Origin of the sequence: Streptomyces sp. NPDC048277, from assembly GCF_040652235.1 — a bacterium.
Lineage (GTDB): Bacteria > Actinomycetota > Actinomycetes > Streptomycetales > Streptomycetaceae > Streptomyces.
Genome location: NZ_JBEZLQ010000024.1, coordinates 1 through 24,523 on the forward strand (window position 1 = coordinate 1; position 24,523 = coordinate 24,523).

18 protein-coding genes, 5 tRNA genes and 1 pseudogene are annotated in these 24,523 nt (G+C 70.0%); 13 read left to right on the forward strand and 11 right to left on the reverse strand.

What is annotated here, in order from left to right; genetic code table 11:
• Nucleotides 1–267, forward strand: a pseudogene (locus tag AB0D85_RS38370) (TetR family transcriptional regulator); the annotation flags it as partial.
• A gap of 102 nt (nucleotides 268–369) precedes the next feature.
• On the opposite strand, the gene AB0D85_RS38375 reads toward AB0D85_RS38370, so the two are convergent.
• From AB0D85_RS38375 to AB0D85_RS38395, 5 genes are all read right to left on the reverse strand, one after another.
• Nucleotides 370–442, reverse strand: a tRNA-Lys gene (locus tag AB0D85_RS38375).
• Between the two features lie 131 nt (nucleotides 443–573).
• Nucleotides 574–2,103 (reverse strand): amino acid permease, encoded by a 1,530-nt coding sequence (locus AB0D85_RS38380; protein ID WP_362331010.1) that lies wholly within the window; start codon nucleotides 2,101–2,103, stop codon nucleotides 574–576.
• Between the two features lie 48 nt (nucleotides 2,104–2,151).
• Nucleotides 2,152–5,229: a VCBS repeat-containing protein gene (locus AB0D85_RS38385; protein WP_362331013.1), complete on the reverse strand. Its 3,078-nt coding sequence runs from the start codon at nucleotides 5,227–5,229 to the stop codon at nucleotides 2,152–2,154.
• Nucleotides 5,230–5,476: 247 nt separating this feature from the next.
• Nucleotides 5,477–7,642: a DEAD/DEAH box helicase gene (locus AB0D85_RS38390; RefSeq protein ID WP_362331016.1), complete on the reverse strand. Its 2,166-nt coding sequence runs from the start codon at nucleotides 7,640–7,642 to the stop codon at nucleotides 5,477–5,479.
• 309 nt (nucleotides 7,643–7,951) lie between these two features.
• A complete protein-coding gene (locus tag AB0D85_RS38395) occupies nucleotides 7,952–8,476 on the reverse strand; it encodes a hypothetical protein (protein ID WP_362331019.1) in 525 nt (174 codons plus the stop codon).
• 186 nt (nucleotides 8,477–8,662) lie between these two features.
• On the opposite strand from AB0D85_RS38395, the gene AB0D85_RS38400 reads away from it, so the two are divergent.
• A complete protein-coding gene (locus AB0D85_RS38400) occupies nucleotides 8,663–9,250 on the forward strand; it encodes a hypothetical protein (protein ID WP_362331022.1) in 588 nt (195 codons plus the stop codon).
• On the opposite strand, the gene AB0D85_RS38405 is transcribed toward AB0D85_RS38400, so the two are convergent.
• On the reverse strand, nucleotides 9,238–10,161 hold the full coding sequence (locus AB0D85_RS38405; protein ID WP_362331025.1) for a hypothetical protein: 924 nt from the start codon (nucleotides 10,159–10,161) through the stop codon (nucleotides 9,238–9,240). The genes AB0D85_RS38400 and AB0D85_RS38405 overlap by 13 nt on opposite strands.
• Nucleotides 10,162–10,430: 269 nt before the next feature.
• Between AB0D85_RS38405 and AB0D85_RS38410 the strand changes: the two genes are divergently transcribed.
• The 5 genes from AB0D85_RS38410 (at nucleotide 10,431) to AB0D85_RS38430 (ending at nucleotide 12,838) form a co-directional block, all read left to right on the forward strand.
• Nucleotides 10,431–10,781 carry a metallopeptidase family protein gene (locus AB0D85_RS38410; protein WP_362331028.1) on the forward strand — a complete coding sequence of 117 codons (351 nt, stop codon included), beginning with the start codon at nucleotides 10,431–10,433 and terminating at the stop codon, nucleotides 10,779–10,781.
• 95 nt (nucleotides 10,782–10,876) lie between these two features.
• Entirely contained in the window at nucleotides 10,877–12,346 is a 1,470-nt protein-coding gene (locus AB0D85_RS38415) for a metallophosphoesterase (RefSeq protein ID WP_362331031.1), read from the forward strand.
• 199 nt (nucleotides 12,347–12,545) lie between these two features.
• Nucleotides 12,546–12,618: transfer RNA gene (locus tag AB0D85_RS38420), tRNA-Glu, on the forward strand.
• Nucleotides 12,619–12,665: 47 nt separating this feature from the next.
• Nucleotides 12,666–12,740, forward strand: a tRNA-Asp gene (locus AB0D85_RS38425).
• 24 nt (nucleotides 12,741–12,764) lie between these two features.
• Nucleotides 12,765–12,838, forward strand: a tRNA-Phe gene (locus AB0D85_RS38430).
• Between the two features lie 59 nt (nucleotides 12,839–12,897).
• Here AB0D85_RS38430 and AB0D85_RS38435 read toward each other — a convergent pair.
• Together AB0D85_RS38435 and AB0D85_RS38440 are read right to left on the reverse strand one after the other, a co-directional pair.
• Nucleotides 12,898–13,647 (reverse strand): hypothetical protein, encoded by a 750-nt coding sequence (locus tag AB0D85_RS38435; RefSeq protein WP_362331431.1) that lies wholly within the window; start codon nucleotides 13,645–13,647, stop codon nucleotides 12,898–12,900.
• 44 nt (nucleotides 13,648–13,691) lie between these two features.
• A complete protein-coding gene (locus tag AB0D85_RS38440; RefSeq protein WP_362331034.1) occupies nucleotides 13,692–14,009 on the reverse strand; it encodes a PadR family transcriptional regulator in 318 nt (105 codons plus the stop codon).
• Between the two features lie 194 nt (nucleotides 14,010–14,203).
• Here AB0D85_RS38440 and AB0D85_RS38445 point away from each other — a divergent pair, with 194 nt between their 5' ends.
• The 4 genes from AB0D85_RS38445 to AB0D85_RS38460 all read left to right on the forward strand — a co-directional run bounded on the left by AB0D85_RS38445 (nucleotide 14,204) and on the right by AB0D85_RS38460 (nucleotide 19,238).
• The gene (locus AB0D85_RS38445) at nucleotides 14,204–14,602 is read left to right on the forward strand and encodes a hypothetical protein (protein WP_362331036.1); all 399 of its coding nucleotides are present in this window, start codon (nucleotides 14,204–14,206) and stop codon (nucleotides 14,600–14,602) included.
• Between the two features lie 74 nt (nucleotides 14,603–14,676).
• Nucleotides 14,677–18,621: an ATP-dependent RNA helicase HrpA gene (gene hrpA / locus AB0D85_RS38450; protein ID WP_362331039.1), complete on the forward strand. Its 3,945-nt coding sequence runs from the start codon at nucleotides 14,677–14,679 to the stop codon at nucleotides 18,619–18,621.
• A 94-nt stretch (nucleotides 18,622–18,715) separates the two neighbouring features.
• A tRNA-Asp gene (locus AB0D85_RS38455) sits at nucleotides 18,716–18,790 on the forward strand.
• A 256-nt stretch (nucleotides 18,791–19,046) separates the two neighbouring features.
• The gene (locus tag AB0D85_RS38460; RefSeq protein WP_362331042.1) at nucleotides 19,047–19,238 is read left to right on the forward strand and encodes a DUF6274 family protein; all 192 of its coding nucleotides are present in this window, start codon (nucleotides 19,047–19,049) and stop codon (nucleotides 19,236–19,238) included.
• A gap of 512 nt (nucleotides 19,239–19,750) precedes the next feature.
• On the opposite strand, the gene bldC is transcribed toward AB0D85_RS38460, so the two are convergent.
• The gene (gene bldC, locus AB0D85_RS38465; RefSeq protein WP_003949541.1) at nucleotides 19,751–19,957 is read right to left on the reverse strand and encodes a developmental transcriptional regulator BldC; all 207 of its coding nucleotides are present in this window, start codon (nucleotides 19,955–19,957) and stop codon (nucleotides 19,751–19,753) included.
• Nucleotides 19,958–20,608: 651 nt separating this feature from the next.
• Nucleotides 20,609–21,451 (reverse strand): hypothetical protein, encoded by an 843-nt coding sequence (locus tag AB0D85_RS38470; protein WP_362331046.1) that lies wholly within the window; start codon nucleotides 21,449–21,451, stop codon nucleotides 20,609–20,611.
• Nucleotides 21,452–21,698: 247 nt separating this feature from the next.
• Between AB0D85_RS38470 and AB0D85_RS38475 the strand changes: the two genes are divergently transcribed.
• Both AB0D85_RS38475 and AB0D85_RS38480 read left to right on the forward strand, forming a co-directional pair.
• Nucleotides 21,699–22,793, forward strand: a complete 1,095-nt coding sequence (locus AB0D85_RS38475) for a Glu/Leu/Phe/Val dehydrogenase dimerization domain-containing protein (RefSeq protein ID WP_362331048.1) — start codon at nucleotides 21,699–21,701, stop codon at nucleotides 22,791–22,793.
• Between the two features lie 300 nt (nucleotides 22,794–23,093).
• Nucleotides 23,094–23,357 carry a DUF3073 domain-containing protein gene (locus tag AB0D85_RS38480; RefSeq protein WP_046733692.1) on the forward strand — a complete coding sequence of 88 codons (264 nt, stop codon included), beginning with the start codon at nucleotides 23,094–23,096 and terminating at the stop codon, nucleotides 23,355–23,357.
• An 85-nt stretch (nucleotides 23,358–23,442) separates the two neighbouring features.
• On the opposite strand, the gene purM is transcribed toward AB0D85_RS38480, so the two are convergent.
• Complete coding sequence (gene purM, locus AB0D85_RS38485; protein WP_362331051.1) at nucleotides 23,443–24,516, reverse strand: phosphoribosylformylglycinamidine cyclo-ligase; 1,074 nt, start codon at nucleotides 24,514–24,516, stop codon at nucleotides 23,443–23,445.
• Nucleotides 24,517–24,523 lie beyond the last annotated feature (7 nt).

Here is a 24,523-nt window from a genome sequence, read left to right on the forward strand (position 1 = left end):
GGCTGCCAGTTCCTCAACGCCGCCGCCGAATACCCCGACCCCGCCCACCCCGTACGCGCCGTCATCGACGACCAGCGCACCTGGCTCTTCGGCGTGCTCCGCGACCTCTCGGCCGCCATCGGCCACCCCGACCCCGACCACGCCGCACGCGTCCTCGTCCTCCTCCACGACGGCGCGTTCCAGGCCGCGGAACTCGACGACGCCAAAGCCGTCCGCGAAACACTGCGCAGAGCCGTCGACGAGGTGTTCCCCACCCGCGAGGCCTGAGGCCACGCCGAACCGCCGACAACGAAGCAGCGCCCGACCCGACCGAAGTCGACTCAGGCGCTGCACAGCAGGTCAGGGGTCATCTCCCCCGCCCGCATCCGGTAGGCCGTGTGGGACTCGAACCCACAACCAATGGATTAAAAGTCCACTGCTCTGCCAATTGAGCTAACGGCCCAGGCGATGTTGCCTCCCCGAGCATAGCCGGACGGAGCCGTGTCGCCGATCGGGTATCGGGGTCGTGGCCGCGTCGCGTGGCAGAAGTGGGACGGATACGGGGCGGATGCGGGGCGGAAGTGGCCCGGTGGGTCAGAGATCGACCAGTTTGGCGGTGTCCTCAGGGCGCGTCGCCCGGTCCGGGTTGAGGAACCAGTGGCGGGCCGAGGCCTGCCACCAGATCGCGGCGAAGCCCAGGACCGCCAGCACGGCGACCGGGGCGTAGTTGAAGGACTCCCAGGTGACCGGGGAGACCTGCGGGAGCATGAAGAGGACGGTGATGACGACCACCCAGGTCACCGACACCACGCCGATGACCTTCGACCAGCGGCCCAGGTGCCAGGGACCCCTCTCGAACGCGTCCCCCTTCCGTACCCGCAGCAGGGTCGGGATGACGTAGGCCACGTACAGCCCGATCACCGCGATCGACGTCACGGCGGCGTAGGCCGTGTAGTTGATCAGGTACGGGAGGCCCAGGGCGAGTGCGGAGAGCGCCGCCAGCCAGACCGCCGCGACGGGGGTGCGGGTGCGGGGGCTGACGGTGTGCCAGACGCGGGAGAAGGGGAGCGCGCCGTCGCGGGAGAAGGCGTAGATCATGCGGCTGTTGGCCGTCACCGACGCCATGCCGCAGAAGAGCTGGGCGCCGATCACGACCAGGAGGAGGAGTTTGCCGGTGGTGGCGCCGAGCGCGTCCAGCAGGATCTGGGCCGGCGGCGCGCCCGTCGGGGACGTCAGCTCCTTGTCGTACGACTGGATCGCGAAGGTGAAGCCGAGGAGCAGGACGAAGCCGGCTATCCACGAGGTCCAGATCGAGCGGACGATGCCCTTGGGGCCCGCCGTCGACGCGTCGTGGGTCTCCTCCGTCATGTGGGCCGAGGCGTCGTAGCCCGTGAAGGTGTACTGGGCCATCAGGAGGCCGATCAGGACGACGTACGGGCCGCTGCTCCAGCCCGTCTCGTTCACGAACTTGGTGAACACGAAGGACGCCGACTGGTGGTGGTCGGGGACGAAGGTCAGCGCGCCGACGATCACCGCGACGCCCAGGACGTGCCACCAGACGCTGACGCTGTTGAGGAGGGCGACTATGCGGACGCCGAAGGTGTTCAACAGCCCGTGCAGGAGCAGGATCCCGGCGAACAGGAGAATCGTCTTGCCCGGGGTCACCTTGAAGTCGAACTGCAGGTTCAGGTAGGCGCCCAGGAAGGACGCGGCGCCGAAGTCGATGCCGGCCGTCACCGCCACCTGGCCCAGCACGTTGAACCAGCCCGTGAACCACGCCCAGGCGGCCGCGCTGCGGGGCGGGGCCAGGCGGTGGGCCCAGAAGTACAGGCCCGCCGAGGTCGGGTACGCCGAGCAGATTTCGGCCATCGAAAGGCCTACGAAGAGGGTCATCAGGCCCACGGCCACCCAGCCCCAGGTGATCACGGCCGGGCCGCCGGTGATCATGCCGAAGAGGTAGAGGGTGAGACAGCCGGAGAGGACCGAGATGATCGTGAAGGAGACCGCGTAGTTCGAGAAGGCCGACATACGGCGGGCCAGGACCTGGGTGTAGCCGAGCTGGGCCAGCCGTTCCTCGTCCGAGAGGGCGTCGGAGAGCGGCTTGCCTGTCGCGTCATCTGTCATGCCCCCAGCGATTCCCTCGCCGGGGGCGTGACATGCATCACAACTTGGCTAGAAAAGCCCCTTGTAGCCCTGCCATCCCGTCGCGATCTTCACCCGCGCCGCGAACGTCCCCCTGCCGGTGCCGGTCAGCCGGTACAGATTCCCGGCCGTGTCGCGCGCGACCAGGTCGCTCTTCCCGTCCCCGGTGATGTCCCCGACGCCGACGACCGCGTTGTACGACGCGCCCCACCCGGTGGCGATCCGCACCCGGCCGCCGAAGCCGCCCTTGCCCGTCCCGTAGTACCGGTACAGGTTGTCGGCCTTGTCCTGCGCGAGGAGATCCCCGATGCCGTCGCCGTTCAGGTCACCCGCGCCGACGACCTTCTTGTACGACTTCCAGTTGTCGTACAGCTTCACGCGCGCGGAGAGCTTGCCGGTGGAGGTGCCCTTGTACACGTACACCGCGCCGGTCGTGGAGTTACGCGCGATCAGGTCGGGGCGGCCGTCCCCGGTGAGGTCGCCGGGGGCGGTCAGCACGTCGTACTGGTTCCAGCCGGTGCCCAGGGTCCGGTACGGCGACGACGTCGTCAGGGCCTCGTCGCAGCCCGGCTTGTACAGCCGCAGAGTGCCGTTGCCCAGCCGTACCAGGACGTCGTTGCAGTTGTCGCCGTCCAGGTCGCCGACGGGCACCGCCTTGACGGCCGTGGACCAGCGGGTGCCGATCGCCGAGACGACGAACTTCCCGTCCGGTGTGGACCTGTGGAAGGTCAGCTCGCCGGAGGAGTTGAGGGTGAGCAGGTCGCCGCCGCCGTCCGCGCCGCCCACGTAGTCGCGGTACGCCACACGGCCGTTCAGCAGCCGCACCGAGCCCTGGAAGGAGAGCGGGTCGCCCACGCCGTCCGCCGGCGTGACCGACAGCGTCCAGTCGTAGGGGCCGCTGGGCAGGAGCTTCGTACCGGCCACGCCGTCCCAGCCGGCCTTCAGCTCACCGCGCGCGGGACCGCCGGTCGCGGTGTCGACGACCTTGCCGGTCGCCTTGTCTCGGACGGTCAGCGTCCAGCCGGCCGCCGGCTTCGACAACGGCACCCGGGTGACCGGGTACACGGTAGGATCGCTCTGGCGCGCCTCCAGTTCCGCCGCGCGGAACACCGGGCCGAGCGTGCGCAGCGGCTGCTGGGCCACCTGGGAGGGCACCAGGAGCACCTGTTCCCTGGCGTCCACGTAGGCCGCGTTCGCGCCCGACTCGTCGACCGTCCAGCGCACGTCCCGCTGGGAGACCCCGGTGTCGGGCAGGTCGCCGATGACCCGGCTGGCGGGGGTCCCGTCGGCGACGGTCGTCAGCACCAGATGCCCGGCCGTCTTGTCGTGCGTGACGACGTACCCGTCCCCGAGCTTCGCCTCGTCGGCCGGGACGGGCACCGACTTCTTCGCCGTACGGTCGTAGACCCCGGCCGCCGTGCCGCCGCAGTTCCAGTACAGGTAGCGGCCGTTGGCCTGGAGCTCGGTGGGCGCGCAGCCGCCGTTGCCGAGGGTGAGCGTCTCGACGGTCTTCTTCCGCGTCAGGTCGTAGGCGGTGACGCTGCCCGGGGTCGCGCCCGCGGTCCACAGGATGTCGCCGGAGAGGGCGGCGGGCCCGGGGGTGCGGGTGAGGACCGGCAGGAGGTTGTCGCCGACCTGGTAGACGGACTGCCGGCCGGCCGTCGTGTGGATCAGGTACGTGCCGGAGGCGTCGGTGATCCGGCCGCCGGCCGGGACCTCGGCCTGCCAGTTCCGGCCGGCCATGGCGACCCTGATGCGGTCGGACCCGTTCGAACCGCGCTCCAGCCACGCGACTTTCCCGTCCGGCAGTCCGAACAGCTCGGAGCAGCCGGTGTCCGTCTCCGGGCAGGAGCCGAGCCGGGTGGCGGCCCCGTCGACCGAGGTGCGCGCCCCGTAGGTCGGCGTCCCGGTCGCGGCGACGGTCCGCGCGTAGGCGTCACGGACGTCGGAGACACTCGCGTCGCCGACGACCAGCGTCCCCTGGTCCAGGGCAAGTCCCTGGATCCGGTACGGCGGTTTGGGCAGCGGCTTGATCTGCGTGACGGCCGGTGCGCCGTCCGGGCCCGGCTGGATGCGCTGTACCCCCCAATCGTCCCCGGGGCCGACGGTGCGGCCCACCGCCAGGGCGCCGCCGTCGGAGGCGGCGGAGATGCCGTGGTTCGAGGCGGACAGCAGGGTCTTCGAGGGACCGCCGGCGATCGGCTTGGCAAGCACGGCCGTTCCGGGCTGGGTCACCAGCCAGTCGCCGACGACCGCGAGGCCGGACGCGGCGACCGTGCTGCCGCCGTCCAGCGTGACCTCGGCCGGCGCGGCGGACAGATCGGTGCGGGAGTACACCTGGACCTTGGGGTCGGCGGTGTTGAAGAGGACGACGTGGTCCGGCGTGACCTGCGCGTTGAGGTAGACCTTGGCGCCGGGCGGGGTGAAGCCCGTCACCTGCCCGGTGTGCCGGTCGACCATGACGGACGTGTACGAACCGCCGCCCGCCCGGCCGGCGAGGAACAGCAGGCCGTCCGCGTCGCCGCCCTTGGGCTGTCCGAGGACGTAGCCGTCGGGCACCCCGGTCACCGGCACGTCCCGGGTGGAGCCGTCGTCCTGCGGGAACAGCAGGTGCATCTCACGGGTCGCCGTGCCGCTCGCGTCCGTCACCTGCCGGTAGGCGACCGCCAGATCGGCGTAGGCGGTGAGCAGCGAGAGCCCCTCGGGCGTCCGGATCGTGCGGGTGGTGCCGTCGGCCGCGTTCCACAGGTCGACCCGGCCGTCGGCGTACCGGTAGGCGAGGACGTCACCGCCGGCCGTCGCGTAACTCGTGTAGCCCGCCGGGTGGACCACCTTCACCGAGGTGGGGTCCGAGTAGCGCGTCCAGACCAGCCCGGCCCCCTCCAGGCTGTGGAAGACGCCCTGGTCACCGGCGCCGTCGTGGCCGGAGTAGGTCGAACTCCCGTAGAGCGCGCCCGAGGTGTGCGTGCTGCGCAGCGCCGCCGGTACGACCGTCACCTGCGCGGTGTCGGCGACGGCGGCCGGCATGGGCAGCAGCGGGCTCAGGCCTGCCGCCAGGACGGCGGAGGCGGCGACGAGACGCAGGCGTGCAGGGGCATGACGAACCAAGAAGAGTCCCTCCCCAGGGAACGGCGACGGGTCCGGCCTCGCTCACTCCGGTGTCCGCGGCCCCCCGGCCGGCACGCCCGTCGCACAAGTGCGCTGATGCTACAGCCAGTTCACAGACTTGGGGAAAACCATTTCTTGACGCGGAGAAGACGCGGACATGGCGAACGCCGTGGCCCCCACCGGTGTGTCGGTGGGGGCCACGGCGTTCGATCACCAGGCGTCGGACGTGCCTGACGCGTCAGCAGCGTCAGCCGTTGCGCTTCCAGCGCGGCTTGTCGTCGCGGCGGCCGAAGGAGCCGGAGGACGAGCCGCGGTGGTCGTCGCGGCGGCCGAACGGACGCTCGTGGCCGCCGGCGCGGAAGCCCGGGCGGTCGTCGCGGCGGTCGCGGTTGAACGGACGGTCGCTGCCACGGTGACCACTGCGGTCGTCACGGCGGAAGCCGCCGCGGTCACCGCGGTCACCGCGGTCGTCACGGCGCTCGAAGGAACGGCCGCCGCGGTCGTCACGGTCACGGTCGAAGGAACGGGCACCGCGGTCACCGCGGTCGTCACGACGCTCGAAGGAACGGCCGCCACGGTCGTCACGGCGCTCGTCCCGGCGGAAGCCGCCACGGTCGTCACGGCGGTCACGGTTGAACGGACGGTCGGTGCGGTCGCGGTCCCGGTCGAAGGAACGGCCACCACGGTCGTCGCGGTCGGACGGCCGACGGTCGTCACGGCGCTCGAAACCGCGCTCGCGGTTTTCGCGGCGCTCGAAGGGACGGCCACCACGGTCGTCACGGCGGTCGCGGTTGAACGGGCGGTCGCCGCGGTCACGGTCGAAGGAACGGCCACCACGGTCACCGCGGTCGTCACGACGCTCGAAGCCACGGTCACGGTTGTCCCGCGCCGGTTCCTGCTCCGCCGCCACGGTCTCCTCGACCACGGCGGCCTCCGTCTCGGCCTGTGCCTCGGCCACCGCCGTCTCCGGGTCCTCACCGCGCTCGCGGGCGACCCGGGCGACGAGGCGGTCGGCCTCCTCGCGCAGCTCGGCGGCCCGGCGCTGCGCCCGCTCCAGCTCCTTGGTGAGCTGGGCGACCTCGCGCTCGGCCTGCTGCGCCGCGTTGGCCGCGGACTCGGACTGGACCTCGGTCATCGAACGGGCGCCGGTGATCTCGGCGACCTCGGGCTCGAAGGCCGTACCGGAGTTGATGATGTGACGCCCGGCGTCGACGCCCGCGTCCTCCATCAGCCGGAAGATCTGGCGGCGCTGGTGCGGCAGGGAGAGGGAGACGACCGTGCCGGTGCGGCCGGCGCGGGCGGTACGGCCGGCGCGGTGCAGGTAGTCCTTGTGGTCGCCGGCCGGGTCCACGTTCAGCACCAGGTCGATGCCGTCGACGTGGATGCCGCGGGCGGCGACGTCGGTGGCGACCAGGACGTTGACGTAACCGTCCTTGAAGTCCGCCAGGGTCCGGGTCCGGGCGCCCTGGGTCATGCCGCCGTGCAGCGCGTCGGCCTTCACACCGGCGTCGCGCAGCTGCTCGGCGACGCGGTCGGCGCCCAGCTGGGTGCGGACGAAGATGATCGTGCGGCCCTTGCGGGAGGCGATCGCGGCGGTGACCGGCGCCTTGTCCTTGGGCTTCACGATGAGGATGTGGTGCGACATGGTCGTCACCGCGCCCTGGGCGGCGTCGACCTCGTGCGAGACCGGGTCGACCAGGTAGCGCTTGACCAGCGTGGAGATCTCGTTCTCCATGGTCGCGGAGAAGAGCATGCGCTGGCCGCCGGCCGGGACCTGGTCGAGCAGCTCGGTGACCTCGGGCAGGAAGCCCAGGTCGGACATCTGGTCGGCCTCGTCGAGGACCGCGATCTGCACGTCCTCCAGGGAGCAGGCGCCGCGGTTGATGATGTCGCGCAGGCGGCCCGGGGTGGCGACGAGGATGTCGACGCCGCGCTCCAGGGCGTAGATCTGGTTGCCCATCGACGTACCGCCGCAGACGACCTTCATCTTCAGGCCGACGACGTCGCCGTAGGGCTGGAGGGCGTCCGCGACCTGCATCGCCAGCTCACGGGTGGGGGTGAGGATGACGGCGCGCGGGCGCTTCTTCTCGGTACGGCCGCCGGCCAGCGTGGCCAGGGTGGGCAGACCGAAGGAGAGGGTCTTGCCGGAGCCGGTGCGGCCACGGCCGAGGATGTCCTTGCCGGCCAGGGCGTCCGGGATGGTCGCGGCCTGGATCGGGAAGGGGGTCGTCACGCCGTTCTGCGCGAGCTTGCGCACGACGCCCTCGGGGAGACCGAGGTCGGCGAAGGTGGTCTGGGGGGTGGTGTCGGTGGTGTCAGCGGTCTCCTCGGAGACCTGGGTCACCAGTTCGTCGTCCTGGTTGTTCTCGGTGTTCTCGGACACGACGAACTGATCAGTACTGGACACGGACATGCGAATGCGAAACCTTCCGGAGTCTCTTCGGCACGCGCCCGTCAACTCCGTGATTCGCTCACGACCGCCTCAATGCGGTCCGCCACGGCAAGGGAGAGTACGCGCCACACGGCGCGCTCTGCGGTGGCGCCGGGCAAATGGGATCAAACGATCTACCACCATACGCACCCACCACCCCCCAAGGCAAACCGAGCCCGTGTCTCGCTGGTCACAGCAGGTTTGCCACGGCCCCCGTCGACACCCGACGCACGGACCGGACGCGTGCACTTACGCCCCGCTCAACGCCCGGCCCACCCGTCTTCTTCCCGCCTACGCCGGGGTCCCCGCCGCCGGTGCCGGCTCGCGCTGGACCAGTTGCGTCCCCGTGTCCTCGTGCGCCGACGAGGACGGCTCGGCCGACGGCGGATCCGTCACCGGGGGCGGCGGGGAGGGCGAAGCCGGCGGCGGGGTGGGCGTGGCCGGCGGCGGATCGGTCGTCGCCGGTGCTCCCGTCGGCCCGGCAGGCGCCCCCGGCGCCGTGCTCTGCCCCGGCTGCACCGGCACGACCGGCACCGCGCTGCCGCCCTTCGCCGGTGTCGCGGAGGCCGACGCCGACTCCCCCGGCTTCGGCTTCCCCGCATGCCCGCGCTTCCCGTCGGGCACCTCACCGCCGTACCCCTCGCCGTCCTCGCCGGACACCCCGGAGCCCCCGTCGGCCGCACCGCCGCCCCGGTGCCCCGCGGAGTGCGACGGCTTGGCCTTCCCCGCGTCGTCCCCGACATGCACACAGCCGGCGGCGGCCGCGACGGCCAGCACCGTGGCGGCCAGACGGACGGGTACGTACAAGGGGCGCACGGCGGCCACCTCCGGGGGCGGAGAAAGAAGTCAACCTGTCCAACTCCCGCCGCCCGCAAGAGGACACGCGTCCCCGGACCGGAGGTACCGCCCGCCGGTACGACAAACGCCGGACCTCTGCCCCCGACGGTCGCGGGGGCGCGGGTGTGTGGTTCACCATGGGGTGTGCGATTCGACTCCGTTCCCATGCCGGCGAGCGTCGAGGCCAGACCTCGTGACGGCCGCGGCTACCCCGTGCCCGCCATCACCCCGTGGGAGGGCGACGCCCCCCAGTTCGCACTGACCGACTACGGGCGCAGCGCGGAGTGCGCCCGGAACAGGCTGTGTTCCGTCTGCAACACCCTGATGCCCAAAGGGCCGGTGTGGCGGGTGGTGGGGGCCGCGGAGAGTTCCGCGATCCGTGAAGCGATGACCGCCGGGCGGCCGTACCGCAACCTGGCGCCGACCCTGGAGGCCCCCGGGCACCGCGCCTGCATGCTCTACGCCTCGATGGTCTGCCCGTATCTGGCCCGTCCCAACGCCCGCCGGGGCACCAGCGCGGAAACCCCGGACGACATGACCGCGCATGTCGTCCGGGGTGCGGTGCGGGGGAAGCTGGGTGCCGTGGTGGGGTTCGGCGACTACGAGTTCGCCGTCACCAAGTCCCAGGTCCTGTTCCGTTTTCTCGAGGTCGTCGAGTTCCTGCCGCACGACACGGCCGACGAGCACCTGGAGGCGCTACGGGCCGAACTCGCCCGCTCCGACGGCCGGTTGGGCGGCGGTCAGCCGCGGTAGGCGGGCAGCCCCGTGTGCGTGGAGACCTTGACGGGGTTGCCGAACCCGTGGGCGGTCCTGGTGACGGTGTACGTGCCGTTCGGGGTCCGGAAGGCGATGGTCTTGCCGTTCGGCGACCAGGTGGGCTCGGTGTAGTCGGTGGTGGCGTGCGGGGTGATGTCCTTGACGGCGTTGGTGCCGGCGCTCAGGTCGTCGACGAAGAGGTGGTCGTGGCCGCCGACGGAGCGGACGAAGACGACCTCTTCCTCGTCGGGGGCGAGCGCGGGCTCGGAACCCTTCGCCAGCGCACCGCCCTGCTGCCGCAGGTAGTCGTCCCGGATGTAGACCTCGCCGTTGCGGGTGTTCTCGTAGACGGCCGTGCCGTGGGACCCGCCGACGTTCGGCCAGGTGTTGTTCGTCTGCGGCACCGATGCCTCCGGGTCGCCGTACAGGCTGATCTTGGCCGGCTTGCCGTGGTTGCTGGTGGCCTTGACGCGCTCCAGGACGGTGCTGCCGTGGATCTTGGCGGAGAAGATGATGTTGTTCTTCGCGGGGATGCCGTTCGTCCGGTCGGCCGCGGCGACCTGCCAGGTCGGGTGGGACCAGGTCTGGCTGCCCGGGTTGGCGGCGACGGTGACGCGGTGGCTGCCGTCGGGGTCGGAGACGACGAGGTTGCCGTGGCCGTCGATGAAGGCGGCCTTGCTGCCGCTCGGGTTCCAGGCCAGGTCGCGGACGACGGTACCGAAGTCGATCGACTTGCCGCCGACGACGACGTGGCTGGTGCCGTTGCTGATGGTCAGCCCCCGGGGCACGCTCACCGCCTTGGCGGCCGGAGCGGCCGTCGCGGTGGCGGACATGCCGGCCACGGCCAGCAGAGCGGCGACACCGGTGGTGACGGCGGCTGCGGTACGACGACGGTAACGTGCGGACATCGGGTTCCCCCCAGGGTGAATGACGCTGCGCCAAGTGGTCGTCGCGGGAGCCGCCTGCCGTCCCCAGAACCCGGTCCGGTCCCTCGGCCTGCCGCCCCTTCGCGATGAGACAAGTCTTGCCACGGGGGGTGACGGAGCTGTGCGCGCGCTGTCACAGACGTGCAATAGGAGGCGGACGAGGACGGGCGGGCCCGCCTCGCGGTCCGGGCCGTCCGGGCCGTCCGGGCCGGATGCCCCCGCTTCCCGCGTTCGTCCCCGACAATGGCCCTGTGCTGGAGATGACACGCGACGGGTTCGAAGAACTGGTGAGCGAGGCCCTGGACCGGATCCCGCCGGAACTGACGCGGGTCATGGACAACGTGGCCGTGTTCGTGGAGGACGAACCGTCCGCGGATGATCCGGAGCTGCTGGGCCTGTACGAGGGGACACCGCTCACCGAGCGCGGGGAGTGGTACGCCGGGGTCCTCCCCGACCGCATCACGATCTACATGGGCCCGACCCTGCGGTACTGCGAGACGCAGGAGGACGTGATCCACGAGGTCGCCGTGACCGTCGTCCACGAGGTGGCGCACCACTTCGGCATCGAGGACGCCCGGCTCCACGAACTGGGCTGGGGCTGACTCCCGCGAAATCCCGCGAACTTCCCCGGACTTCCCCGGACTTCCGCGTCACGAACCGCCGCATATGAGCCCGCAATCCTGGGCATACGGCACCAATGGCCCGCGTCCGAGCCCGAGACCGCATCCGCCTGCCCGTCCTGGAACTCGCCCCCGAGCGGCACCGGCCGCCTGCCTGGAGCCGCGCCCTCGGCCTCCTGGCCGTCGTCCTCATCGGCGCCTGGCTCGGCCTGCTGATCGTCGGGAACGTCCGCTCCCAGGTCGGCCCGATGGACACGACGATGACCCTGCGGCCGTCCCTCACCGGCGGCACGAAGATCAACGTCTCCCCGCTGGGCGCCCTCTACCTGGACACCCACACCGCGCCGGTCCGCCTCGACGTCAACGTCGACCAGCTCGACCCGGTCCGCTCCCAGGCCCTCGTCGACCACCCCGAGCGTCTCTCCGGCCTCCAGGACGAGGTCACCCACGACGTCGAGCACGGCACTCTCGACCTGGCCGTACGCTCCTGCGTGGCCGTCGTCTCCGGCGCCACCGCCCTCGGACTCGCCGTCTACCGCCGCCCGCGCCGCGCCCTGGCCGCCGGCGGCCTCGCCCTCGCCCTGCTCGCCACGTCCGGCGCGACGGCGTACGCCACCTGGAACCCCAAGTCGGTCCTGGAGCCGAGGTTCTCCGGCCTGCTCTCCTCCGCCCCGGCCCTGGTCGGCAACGCGCGCAGCATCGTCACCGAATTCGACGTCTACCAGAAGGAGTTGGCCCGTCTGGTGACCAACGTGACGAAGCTGTACGACGTCACGTCCACGCTCCCCGCGTACTCGCCGGACCCGACCACCCTGCGTGTCCTGCACGTCTCCGACATCCATCTCAACCCGGCGAGCTGGAAGATCATCGCCTCGCTGGTGGCGCAGTACAAGGTGAACGTGATCGTCGACTCCGGCGACACCATGGACCACGGCACTGCGGCCGAGAACGGCTTCCTGGACCCGATCGCCGACCTGGGCGTGCCGTACGTCTGGGTCCGGGGCAACCACGACTCCCTCATCACCCAGCGCTGTCTCTCCCGCATGAAGAACGTGCACGTCCTGGACGACGGCCGCGCCGAGACGATCGCCGGGCTGCGCTTCGCCGGCATCGGCGACCCCCAGTTCACCCCCGACCGCTCGACGGTCCCCGGCGGCGACGCGGCCGAGGAACGGGCCGGTGACCGCCTCGCCACGGCCCTGCGGGAGCAGCGGGGGGCCGGCACCCCGGTGGACGTGGCGATCGTGCACGAGCCGACGGCGGCCCGGATGACGGACGGCGAGGTACCGCTGGTCCTGGCGGGCCATCTGCACCACGAGGGGACGGAGATCCTGCCCCATGGCACCCGCCTGCGCATCGAGGGCTCCACGGGCGGCAGCGGCCTGCGTGCCGTGGAGGGCAAGTACCCGGACCCCATCGAGGCCTCGATCCTCTACCTCGACCGGGACACGCACCGCCTCCAGGCCTGGGACGAGATCAAACTGGGCGGCCTGGGCCAGACGACGGCCGAGGTCAGCCGCCACCTCCCGGCGGAGAACCGACCATGAGCCCGCGCAGCTATTCGGTTTGGCCCAGGTCCCGCCGTCGTAGTACAGTCACGTCGTGCCGAAGGGCACCGGTCAGGGCTTGACCGTCCGGAACCTCGACAAGAGGCGAAGGAGAAGCGGAACCTTAGAGGGGAAGCGGAGTCACATGCTTCTCACGTCCCTGGACGCACAGACGAAGCAGAGCAGCACCTGGTAGTACGCCCTCATCGTCTAGCGGCCCAGGACGCCGCCCTTTCAAGGCGGTAGCACGGGTTCGAATCCCGTTGGGGGCACGCAAGATCGTGTGCGACACTGTTGCACACGAAGCAACACAAAGCTTGGTCCTGTGGAGCAGTTTGGAGTGCTCGCCACCCTGTCAAGGTGGAGGCCGCGGGTTCAAATCCCGTCAGGACCGCTGAGGTTTCACGTGAAACCTCATGGCTGGGTAGCTCAGTTGGTACGAGCGATCGCCTGAAAAGCGATAGGTCGCCGGTTCGACCCCGGCCCCAGCCACAGTTGCCTTATCAAGGCGGATGCCCCCTCCGGAACCTTCCAGAGGGGGCATTTCTCATTCATCGGCCGACGCCAGGGCCATCGGCGTCACTCCGTGTGGAGGCCAGCTCGATCCCCCGGATCCTGCGCAGCCATCCCACAAACATCCGAAGTGCTACCCCACAACCGGCACACCAGCCCCAACCCTCGGTGACCAGGGCATGGAATCCATCCTGGTACTCGACGTACACCACCTGGGTACCGACGGTGAGCGCGATGACCCCACGCGTACGTGACTCCGCCGACAGCAGCCAGTCGACGGGCGTCCACAGCGGTGCGGCGAGGTCGTGGAACCTCATGCGCAGCGCCGCCCAGAGAAAGCCGGTGGCATAACGCATCCGGCGGCGCGGAGAAAGAACGACGCCGTTCTCCGGATCGCCGGCGAGCACCGCGGCCCACTCCTCCCGCAGGTGTGCCCTGCGTTCGCCGACCACGAGGGAAGCAAGTCCCAGAGTCCGGCGGGAGGCGCCACCGAGCGGCCGAGTCGCTCCGTCGGGTTCCTCCGCCCCCTCCTCAGCCCGCGGACTGCTCCGCAGGGCGGTAAGGAGCAGCGCGGCGCCGGCGAGAACGATCGCGGCCGCGGTCACGGCGCCGAACACCCAGCCGGCCGTGAGCATCGTCTGGGCGAGCGCCGGCGCGGGGTCGAGCGCCTTCAGGATGTAACCGACGAGCAGGAAGACCGCCGCCAAGGCTCCCGCGAGTACCGGTGCGAGCACCAGGGCAACAGCGACCACTCCCGCACCGGTGTTCGCAGAAGCCTCGTCCAACACCCTCGCCTGAGCGAAGGGTGACTCGTCGCGCTGTTCGTCCTCGCTCACGCCCTGCCCCCTTCGGCCGCCGTATGCAGCCCGAAGAACCGAGGCTTGCGCTCCTTCGCCTCATGGGCGGCACGCTGACCGAGCGCGGTCAGTTCGTAGTAGAACCGCTTGGGCCGACCCGGATGATCGCCCTGTTCCTCGCTCCTGGTGATCCAGCCCGCGTCGAGCAGCCGCTCCAGGATGGGGTACACCGTCCCCGAGCCGAGATCGGCCTCCTCACAGATCTTCAACCCCCACGCCGGGTCGTCCGGAGTGGACGCCAGCAACACCTTGATCACCTCAAGTGTGGGTCGCGTCAGTCGAATTGATGCCATGTCACGAGTGAAGCACCGGGCCGAGCGTATGTCGAGAACGACACTTGCCCACGATCACCGCTCCTTCGCGGCACCCTGGCCTGGCGCACGGCCGGCCGAGTTGAGAACACGCGGCCGACAGGCCTGAATCTCCTTGGCGGCGGGGCCACCCGGCGCTAGTTTCTGCGGACCGACACGTCACAAGGGTGGGGAAGATGAGCCAGGACCAGGACATACAGCTGGAGAAGACCCGTGCGAGATACGGCCTTCTCGCGGTGGTCATCAGCAACGTCGCGATCACCGGGGTCGCGATCTTCGGCGTCTGGCGACTCGACGGCGACAAGTCGGTGATCATCGGCGTCCTCAGCGCCGCCTTCACGGCGGTGAGCAGCATGACCACGGCCTACCTGGGGATCAAGGCCGTATCCAACACGGCGAAGTCGATCGCCGCGTCGGCCACGTCCGCAGCCCAGGCTCCGGCTCCGGCTCCGGCACAGGCACCGGCTGCGGCTCCGACTGCGGCCACCGCCGCCCCGGCACCGGCCGCTCCCGCCGTATCGACCACCCCCACAGCCACCCCGGGCAGCACCCCTCCCGCCCAGCGCGGCCAGTAGCCCAACCCCGGCCGAACCGCCGGAGGCAAAAGCGTTCGCCACGAATTTCCCCGAGGTGAGATCCTGGACCGCGTATGTCTACGCATCCCGCCCCCGCCCTCGGCGCCCTCGCCCCCCGCCTGACCGAGCTCTCGCTGCGCGACGCGCACCGGCTCGGGCGCAGGCTGGAAGGCGCGCGCAAGATCCGTAAGCCGGAGGCCCGCGCCGCCGTCCTCGCCGAGATCGAGGCCGAGGTGGCCAGGGCCGAGGAACGGATGGCCGGCCGGCGCGCCGTCGTGCCCGCCGTGTCGTATCCCGAGCAGCTGCCCGTAAGTCAGAAGAAGGACGAGATCGCCGAGGCGATACGCGATCACCAGGTCGTGATCGTGGCCGGTGAGACCGGCTCCGGCAAGACCACCCAGATCCCCAAGATCTGTCTGGAGCTGGGGCGCGGCGTGCGCGGCATGATCGGGCACACGCAGCCGAGGAGGATCGCCGCCCGTACCGTCGCCGAGCGTGTCGCCGAGGAGCTGCGGACGCCGCTCGGGGAGTCCGTCGGCTGGAAGGTCCGCTTCACCGACCAGGTGAACCCGGACGCGACCTTCATCAAGCTGATGACGGACGGCATCCTGCTCGCCGAGATCCAGACCGACCGCGAGCTGCGCGCCTACGACACGATCATCATCGACGAGGCCCACGAGCGGTCCCTCAACATCGACTTCCTGCTGGGATACCTGGCCCAGCTGCTGCCGAAGCGGCCGGACCTGAAGGTCGTGATCACCTCCGCGACCATCGACCCCGAGCGGTTCTCCCGGCACTTCGGCGACGCCCCGATCGTGGAGGTGAGCGGCCGGACGTACCCCGTGGAGGTGCGCTACCGCCCCCTCCTCGAAGAGGACTCCGAGGACTCCGACCGGGACCAGATCACCGCCATCTGCGACGCCGTGGAGGAACTCCAGGGCGAGGGGCGGGGCGACATCCTCGTCTTCCTCTCGGGAGAGCGGGAGATCCGGGACACCGCGGACGCTCTGGAGAAGAAGCAGTACCGGTTCACCGAGGTCCTGCCGCTGTACGCCCGGCTCTCGCACGCCGAGCAGCACCGGGTGTTCCAGCCGCACACCGGGCGCAGGATCGTTCTGGCGACCAACGTCGCCGAGACCTCCCTCACCGTGCCCGGCATCAAGTACGTCATCGACCCCGGCTTCGCCCGGATCAGCCGCTACAGCCACCGCACCAAGGTGCAGCGGCTGCCCATCGAGCCGATCTCGCAGGCCAGCGCCAACCAGCGCAAGGGCCGCTGCGGCCGTACGAGCGACGGCATCTGCATCCGGCTGTACGACGAGGACGACTTCCTCGGCCGCCCGGAGTTCACGGACGCCGAGATCCTGCGCACCAACCTCGCCTCCGTCATCCTGCAGATGACCGCGGCCGGCCTCGGCGACATCGAGAAGTTCCCCTTCATCGACCCGCCGGACCACCGCAACATCCGGGACGGTGTGCAGCTGCTCCAGGAGCTGGGCGCGCTGAACCCGGACGAGAAGGATGCCCGGAAGCGGCTCACCGACAGCGGCCGCAAGCTGGCCCAGCTGCCCGTCGACCCGCGGCTGGCCCGTATGGTCCTGGAGGCCGACAAGAACGGCTGTGTCCGCGAGGTCATGGTCATCGCCGCCGCGCTCTCCATCCAGGACCCGCGCGAGCGCCCGGCCGACAAGCAGACCCAGGCGGACCAGCAGCACGCCCGCTTCCGCGACGAGACCAGCGACTTCCTCGCCTTCCTCAACCTGTGGAGGTACGTCAGGGAGCAGCAGCGCGAGCGGGGCTCCAGCTCCTTCCGGCGGATGTGCAAGCAGGAGTACCTCAACTTCCTGCGCATCCGCGAATGGCAGGACATCTACACGCAGCTGCGCACGGTGGCCAAGCAGATGGGCATCCACCTCAACGAGGAGGACGCCCCCGGCGACCGCGTGCACGTCTCCCTCCTCGCCGGACTGCTGTCCCACATCGGGATGAAGGACGTGAAGGACGGCGCGAAGAACGAGTACCTGGGGGCGCGCAGCGCCAAGTTCGCGATCTTCCCGGGCTCCGCGCTGTTCAAGAAGACCCCGCGGTTCGTGATGTCGGCCGAGCTGGTGGAGACCAGCAGGCTCTGGGCCCGGGTCAACGCGAAGATCGAGCCGGAGTGGGTCGAGCCGCTCGCCGAGCACCTCCTCAAGCGGACGTACAGCGAACCGCACTGGGAGAAGGACCAGGCGGCCGTGATGGCGTTCGAGAAGGTCACGCTGTACGGCGTACCGATCGTCGCCGACCGGAAGGTCAACTACGGCCGGATCGACCCCGAGGTCAGCCGCGAGCTTTTCATTCGCAACGCACTGGTCGAGGGTGACTGGCGTACCCACCACAAGTTCTTCGCCGACAACCGCCGGCTCCTCAGCGAGGTCGAGGAGCTGGAGCACCGGGCGCGGCGCCGGGACATCGTCGTCGACGACGACACGCTCTTCGACTTCTACGACCAGCGGGTGCCCGAACACGTCGTCTCCGGCGCGCACTTCGACTCCTGGTGGAAGCACAAGCGGCACGAGCAGCCGGAGTTCCTGGACTTCGAGCGCGCGATGCTGATCCGGGAGTCGGCGGAGGCGGTCACCAAGGCCGACTATCCGGACTCCTGGCGGCAGGGGCAGCTGAAGTTCCGGGTGACGTACCAGTTCGAGCCGGGTGCGGACGCGGACGGGGTGACGGTCCACATCCCGCTCCAGGTCCTCAACCAGGTCAAGGACGAGGGCTTCGACTGGCAGATCCCGGGCCTGCGCGAAGAGGTCGTCACGGAGCTGATCCGGACCCTCCCCAAGCCGATCCGCCGCAACTACGTCCCCGCGCCGAACTACGCGAAGGCCTTCCTGGAGCGGGCGGTGCCGCTGCAGGAGCCGCTGCCCACGACCATGGCGCGCGAGCTCAAGCGCATGGTCGGGGTCCCCTTCGAGGCCGAGGACTTCGACTGGGCCAGGGTCCCCGACCACCTCAGGATCACCTTCCGGATCGTCGACGAACGGCGCCGGAAGCTGGCCGAGGACAAGGATCTGGAGGCGCTGAAGCTCCGTCTGAAGCCGAAGGCGCGGCAGGCCCTCTCCCAGGCCGCCGCGGCCACCGCGGAGCGCCAGGGCGGGGAGTCCCTGGAACGCAAGGGCCTCACGGACTGGACGATCGGCACGCTCACCCGCGTCTTCGAGACGCGCCGGGCCGGGCAGCCGGTCAAGGCGTACCCCGCCCTCGTCGACGACGGCGACACGGTCTCGGTCCGCCTCTTCGACACGGAGGAGGAACAGACCGCGGCGATGTGGAAGGGCATGCGGCGGCTGGTCCTGCGGAACATCCCCGTCAATCCCGCGAAGTTCGCGTCGGAGAAGCTGACGAACGCGCAGAAGCTGGCGCTGTCGGCGAACCCCCACGGGTCGATCCAGGCCCTGTTCGACGACTGCGCGACGGCCGCGGCGGACAAGCTGATCGCCGACTTCGGGGGACCGGTGTGGGACGAGGAGTCGTACCGGAAGCTGTACGACAAGGTGCGCGCCGAGATCGTCGACACGACGGTCCGCACGGTCACGCAGGTGCAGCAGGTCCTCGCCGCCTGGCAGGCCTGTGAGCGCCGTCTGAAGGCCGTACGGAGCCCCGCGCTGCTGGCGAACCTGACGGACGTACGCAAGCAGCTGGACGCGCTCGTGAAGCCGGGCTTCGTGACGTGGGCCGGGATACTCCGGCTGCCCGACCTGATGCGCTATCTCGTGGCGGCCGACCGTCGCCTCCAGCAGATGCCGACCAACGTCCAGCGGGACACCACCCGCATGGAGAAGGTCCACGAGATGCAGGACGAGTACGCCTGGCTCCTGGAGCAGCTCCCGAAGGGCCGGCCGGTGCCGCAGCAGGTCCTGGACATCCGCTGGATGCTGGAGGAGCTCCGGGTCAGCTACTTCGCGCACGCGCTGGGCACGGCGTACCCGATCTCCGACAAGCGGATCGTGAAGGCGATCGACACACTGGCTCCGTAACAGACCGAGCACGCTAAGTGAGTTCGACCGGGACCCGCACCCTCCTGTACAGTCCTTCTCGCAGCACAACGCAAGACAAAGTGCCGCGAAACATGGTCCTGTGGAGCAGTTTGGAGTGCTCGCCACCCTGTCAAGGTGGAGGCCGCGGGTTCAAATCCCGTCAGGACCGCACGAAGCCGAGGCCCGCATCCCGTCAAGGGACGCGGGCCTCAGGCATTCTCAACTGGGGCAAATCCCGTCAGGACCGCCCAACACGAAGGCCCGCATCCCCTCAAGGGGAAGCGGGCCTTTGCCATTCCCCTTGCCTCCCCCGGCGGGCGCGGTTGCCTCGGCGGAGCCGTTCGTGGGCTTGACGGCGTCACATTCCCTGGCTACCCAGAAGGGAGGGCCCGCTCCTCCCCTCGGCCCCCTTCTGGAGGTGGCGTATGGCGGCTTCGGTGCGGCACGAGACGCGGGCGCTGCTGAGGGCCCATCTGGCGGCCGCCTCGTCGTACCGGCATCTGACCCGTCACTGTCCGGTCTGCCATCGGCTCCTGCGGTTGGCCATGGACTCCGCTCCGCACCCCGTGGAGGCCCCCGAGGACGTCCTGGAGGACGAAGGTCCCGTCGGTGTCTGACGCACGCCGGGTCCAGCGCCCAACGGCCGTTCCCCTGTGGGACGGTGGAGGGCACGGCTCCGCGCAGATCTCCACTAGCGCACCCGGGGCAGTACAAACAACCCGTGCGGTATGTGACGGGTGTCACCGCATGAGTTTCTGATTCGGTGCTTCTTACCCCTGTCCTACAACTGGTCAATTTAATATGTGCAATTGCACCACCCTGGGAGACCTGCCCCGACCCCTTCCGGGCGCATGCACAGCAGATCCGACAGCCCTCCCCAGACTCCGACAAGGCTGCTCACAGAGCCGCTGGTTACGGTCGCCCAAGACCCCACGGACGCACAAAAAAGATCGCGCTGGACCCGGCGGAGTCCAGCGCGATCTACGACGCACCCTGTGTCGCTTGCCTGAGAAGTTCTTGTCGGCCTGGGCGTGGGTCCTGTTGGGGCAGGTCCCGCGTCGCTCGTAGCTAGGGTTTCGGGCGTCTCGGCCAGTTGGGGGACCGGTCGGTTTGCCCGATATTCAGTTGGTCAGGCCTCGCTGCGCTGCTGCGGGATACCCGCGAGCAGGGCGCGGACCTCAGCCTCGCGGTAACGGCGGTGTCCGCCGAGCGTGCGAATGGACGTGAGCTTGCCGGCCTTCGCCCACCGCGTGACCGTCTTGGGGTCGACACGGAACATGGTGGCGACCTCAGCCGGGGTCAGCAGCGGCTCGGCATCAGGGGTGCGAGCGGTCATGAGCGGCCTCCTCGGGAGAACCGAACCTTCTCGGTTCTTTCCTCTAAATTCTGCACCTTGACCCGCGTTGCCCGAAATGGCGGACGCGAGTCGAGTCGGTTATAGGACGAACGGCTTGTCCTCGGCACTACAACTACACCATCTGTCCAGCCGCGTCGGCCAAACCGATGGAATTGCCCTCCCAGGTAGTCATCAGCCGCGGAAGCCGATGGACCATGCCATAGCGGACAGTCACGCCACTGTGACGATCAGTCACAGTGGCGATCAGGAGTCACGAGACCCCCCAAAGCACGTAATGCGGAGAATCCACCCACAGTGCACCACACTTGGACGGAAGGAGCCTTCCCCGGACTCCTTGTCCTATTTTGGCACGAGGAGCAGCAAGGGGCGCAAGGGCCGTGTAAGTGCTATCCATCACCCTTGACGCAAAAGCCCGGATCGGGACCAACGCCCCGTGAGTGCACTGAAGTGCCGTCAACGTACGTTGTTTCACGTCATCTAGGCCGTGACGTACGTCACTCACCACTCACACGTCACTCAGCTGTCATCCGGCCGTAAACGCCACCGGACAACCCAGTCGTCAGTACGGATCACTCGGCATCGCTGCTCAGACCGGTACGCAATTCGCGGATCAGAAGTCCCGCAGGGCCCTCAGTTGGCGGACCGGAGGTCCCGCACCGCCCGCCACCGCTCCACCAGCCGCCCGTACGCCTCCCCGGCCGCCGCCCCGTCGCCCTGCCGCAGCGCCTCGACGCCGGCCGCCACGTCGGCCGCCGAATGGTCGTCCTCCAGATCACCGGCCGGCAGGGCGTGCACCAGGCCGCCGTAGTCCAGTTCGACCAGCGAGCGCGGGTGGAACTCCTCCAGCCAGCGGCCGACGTCCACCAGACCGTCGATCAGCGGCCCTTCCTCGATGGTGTCCTTGAGCGTGCGCAGCGCCCGGGCCACCCGGCGCCGGGCCTGCACCATCGGCGTGCGGTAGCGCAGCATCGGCGGGATCTCGCCGGTGCCCTTCTCGTACCGGCGCTCCTCGTCGGAGACCAGCACGAACCAGTTCAGCGGCACCTGCCAGGTCGCCGTGCGGATCCAGGGCCGCGAGTCGGGGTTGCGGACCAGCCAGCGCTCGTAGTCCATCGAGGCCTGGCGCCGGACCAGCGGCGGCAGCATCGCGTCCAGGACCGTCTTCGGCAGTTCCTCGGGCAGTTCCTGGAGGGCCTGCCAGCCACGCAGCCGGGTCCGCCAGGGGCAGACGCACACGACACCGTCGACCTCCAGGACGAAGGCCTCACCGCTCTCCTGCACCGGCACCGGGACCGGCGGGGTGGGCAGCAAGTCGGCCAGGGAACGCCGGAGTTCGTCCTGGTACGAGGGCCGTTCGGAGCGGCGGGCGTAGCGCGCCCAGTGGCCGCGCTCGGGCTCCGGGAAGGCGGCCAGCGGCTCGTACACGCGCAGATACGTCGCGTAGGGGACGACCACCGAGGACACCTTGGGCACGCCTGCTCCCTCCCCATCGGACCGGGCTCGAAACCAGCCGGACCCCCTGCGGAGCCGGCCGGGGCCGGCCGCGGAAAACACAGCAAATCGTCCCACGCTCATACGTGCGCACACGGCACGGGAGAGTGATCCTGAACACTGCCGGGATGGTGTGCGGGCTATGGCTCTACGCTCATGCCACGGCCCCCGCCACCCTTACGGGAGCCCCCAGCTTCCACCCGCCGCGACACAATCGGGAGTCACCACAGTGACCGACGTTTCCACCGGCGTCCTGCACACCCTGTTCCACTCGGACCAGGGCGGACACGAGCAGGTCGTGCTCTGCCAGGACCGCAGGACCGGCCTGAAGGCCGTCATCGCCATCCACTCCACCGCGCTGGGCCCCGCCCTCGGCGGCACCCGCTTCTACCCGTACGCCACGGAGGAGGAGGCCGTCGCCGACGCCCTCAACCTCGCGCGCGGGATGTCGTACAAGAACGCCATGGCCGGTCTCGACCACGGCGGCGGCAAGGCCGTGATCATCGGGGACCCGGACCGGGACAAGAGCGAGGAACTGCTGCTCGCCTACGGACGGTTCGTGGCCTCCCTCGGCGGGCGGTACGTCACCGCCTGCGACGTCGGCACCTATGTCGCCGACATGGACGTCGTGGCCCGCGAGTGCCGCTGGACCACCGGCCGCTCCCCGAAGAACGGCGGCGCCGGCGACTCCTCCGTCCTCACCGCCTACGGCGTCTACCAGGGCATGCGCGCCAGCGCCCAGCACCTGTGGGGCGACCCCTCGCTGCGCGGCCGTACCGTCGGCATCGCGGGCGTCGGCAAGGTCGGCCACCACCTGGTGACGCACCTGCGGGACGAGGGCGCCGAGGTCCTGATCACGGACGTGCGCGAGGAGGCCGTGGGCCGCATCCTCGCCGCGCACCCCACGGGCGTGACGGCCGTCGCCGACACCGCGACCCTGATCCGCGCCGAGACCATGGACGTCTACGCCCCCTGCGCGCTCGGCGGGGCCCTGAACGACGACACCGTCCCGGCGCTGACCGCGAAGATCGTCTGCGGCGCGGCCAACAACCAGCTCGCCCACCCGGGCGTCGAGAAGGACCTCGCCGACCGCGGGATCCTCTACGCGCCGGACTACGTGGTGAACGCCGGCGGGGTCATCCAGGTCGCCGACGAACTGCACGGGTTCGACTTCGACCGGTGCAGGGCGAAGGCGGCGAAGATCTTCGACACCACGCTGGCCATCTTCGCACGTGCGAAGGAGGACGGGATTCCGCCGGCCGCGGCGGCCGACCGGATCGCCGAACAGCGGATGCACGAAGCCGCAACGGCGGGTGGCCGCTGACCGACGGCCGGGTTTCCGGGCGCATTTTCGGTACCTGCCGACGGACGGTTGGAGAGAACTCTCACGTTCGTCGGCGGGTCGTCCGCCAGGAAGTGGTTAAAATCGTGGTTGACCAGCGGGGACGGGGCACCTCGCGGGTCACCGAGTCAGGCGCGTGGTGCGGGCGACGTACCGTATGGGCGCGGGCTCAGGTACCGTGGAAGCCCTACGGACCGGTCTCTCCGAGGAGAGCCCGTTCCGGATCATGAACGCGTGTCAGACTCTGGGGCCGTCGAGCCCCGTCACCGAGGGGGTCGAGCCATGGGGCGCGGCCGGGCCAAGGCCAAGCAGACGAAGGTCGCCCGCCAGCTGAAGTACAACAGCGGTGGGACTGACCTGTCACGTCTGGCCAGCGAGCTGGGCGCATCGACTTCGAGCCAGCCGCCGAACGGCGAGCCGTTCGAGGACGACGACGAGGACGACGACCCGTACGCCCAGTACGCGGATCTCTACAACGACGACGATGAGGACGAGGACGAGGACGACCAGTCCGGTCCGCACTCCCAACATCGTCGCGGTGCTTGACGCCGACGGCTGCTTAGCCGTTTCACTTGCCCGGTCCGGGGTTCCATAGCCGGACCGGGTTTTGTGCTGGCCGTCAGGCTGCCTGTCAGGCGGCGTAGTCCCCGATCAGGGCGGCACCGGTGGTGTGCTCGCCCCGTTCGGTGATCTCGCCGGCGACCCATGCCTCGACCCCGCGGTCGGCCAGTGTGGTGAGCGCCACGTCCACCGATTCCCGCGGGACGATCGCGATCATGCCGACGCCCATGTTGAGCGTCTTCTCCAGTTCGAGCCGCTCGACGTCGCCGGTGCGGCCGACCAGGTCGAAGATCGGGCCCGGGGTCCAGGTGGCGCGGTCGACGATCGCGTGCAGGTGGTCCGGGATCACCCGGGCCAGGTTCGCGGCGAGTCCGCCACCGGTCACATGGCTGAAGGCGTGCACCTCGGCGGTGCGCATCAGGGCCAGGCAGTCCAGCGAGTAGATCTTGGTCGGCTCCAGGAGCTCCTCGCCGAGGGTGCGGCCCAGTTCCTCGATGTGCGCGTCGAGCGCGAGGCCCGCCTGGTTCAGCAGCACGTGCCGGACCAGGGAGTACCCGTTCGAGTGAAGCCCGGAGGACGCCATCGCGATCACGGCGTCACCCGTACGGATAAGATCCGCGCCGAGCAGCCGGTCGGCCTCCACCACGCCCGTACCGGCGCCTGCGACATCGAAGTCGTCCGCGCCGAGCAGACCCGGGTGCTCGGCCGTCTCGCCGCCCACCAGGGCGCAGCCGGCCAGCACACAGCCCTCGGCGATGCCCTTGACGATCGCGGCGACCCGCTCGGGGTGGACCTTGCCGACGCAGATGTAGTCGGTCATGAACAGCGGCTCCGCACCGCACACCACGATGTCGTCCATGACCATGGCGACCAGGTCGTGGCCGATGGTGTCGTACACGCCCAGCTGCCGGGCGATGTCCACCTTGGTGCCGACGCCGTCCGTGGCGGAGGCGAGCAGCGGGCGCTCGTAGTTCTTGAGGGCGGAGGCGTCGAAGAGACCGGCGAAACCGCCGAGGCCGCCGAGGACCTCGGGGCGCTGCGTCTTCTTCACCCACTCCTTCATCAGCTCGACGGCGCGGTCGCCCGCCTCGATGTCGACACCGGCGGCCGCGTAGGAGGCACCGGAGGACTGGCTCTCAGACATTGCCTGG

Bases quoted from the DNA above. Each gene is read 5' to 3' on its own strand.
- AB0D85_RS38380 (WP_362331010.1), bottom strand. From the start codon at position 2,103: ATGACAGATGACGCGACAGGCAAGCCGCTCTCCGACGCCCTCTCGGAC.
- AB0D85_RS38390 (WP_362331016.1), bottom strand. From the start codon at position 7,642: ATGTCCGTGTCCAGTACTGATCAGTTCGTCGTGTCCGAGAACACCGAG.
- AB0D85_RS38400 (WP_362331022.1), top strand. From the start codon at position 8,663: ATGCCGGCGAGCGTCGAGGCCAGACCTCGTGACGGCCGCGGCTACCCC.
- AB0D85_RS38405 (WP_362331025.1), bottom strand. From the start codon at position 10,161: ATGTCCGCACGTTACCGTCGTCGTACCGCAGCCGCCGTCACCACCGGT.
- AB0D85_RS38415 (WP_362331031.1), top strand. From the start codon at position 10,877: ATGGCCCGCGTCCGAGCCCGAGACCGCATCCGCCTGCCCGTCCTGGAA.
- AB0D85_RS38440 (WP_362331034.1), bottom strand. From the start codon at position 14,009: ATGGCATCAATTCGACTGACGCGACCCACACTTGAGGTGATCAAGGTG.
- AB0D85_RS38445 (WP_362331036.1), top strand. From the start codon at position 14,204: ATGAGCCAGGACCAGGACATACAGCTGGAGAAGACCCGTGCGAGATAC.
- hrpA (WP_362331039.1), top strand. From the start codon at position 14,677: ATGTCTACGCATCCCGCCCCCGCCCTCGGCGCCCTCGCCCCCCGCCTG.
- AB0D85_RS38460 (WP_362331042.1), top strand. From the start codon at position 19,047: ATGGCGGCTTCGGTGCGGCACGAGACGCGGGCGCTGCTGAGGGCCCAT.
- bldC (WP_003949541.1), bottom strand. From the start codon at position 19,957: ATGACCGCTCGCACCCCTGATGCCGAGCCGCTGCTGACCCCGGCTGAG.
- AB0D85_RS38480 (WP_046733692.1), top strand. From the start codon at position 23,094: ATGGGGCGCGGCCGGGCCAAGGCCAAGCAGACGAAGGTCGCCCGCCAG.
- purM (WP_362331051.1), bottom strand. From the start codon at position 24,516: ATGTCTGAGAGCCAGTCCTCCGGTGCCTCCTACGCGGCCGCCGGTGTC.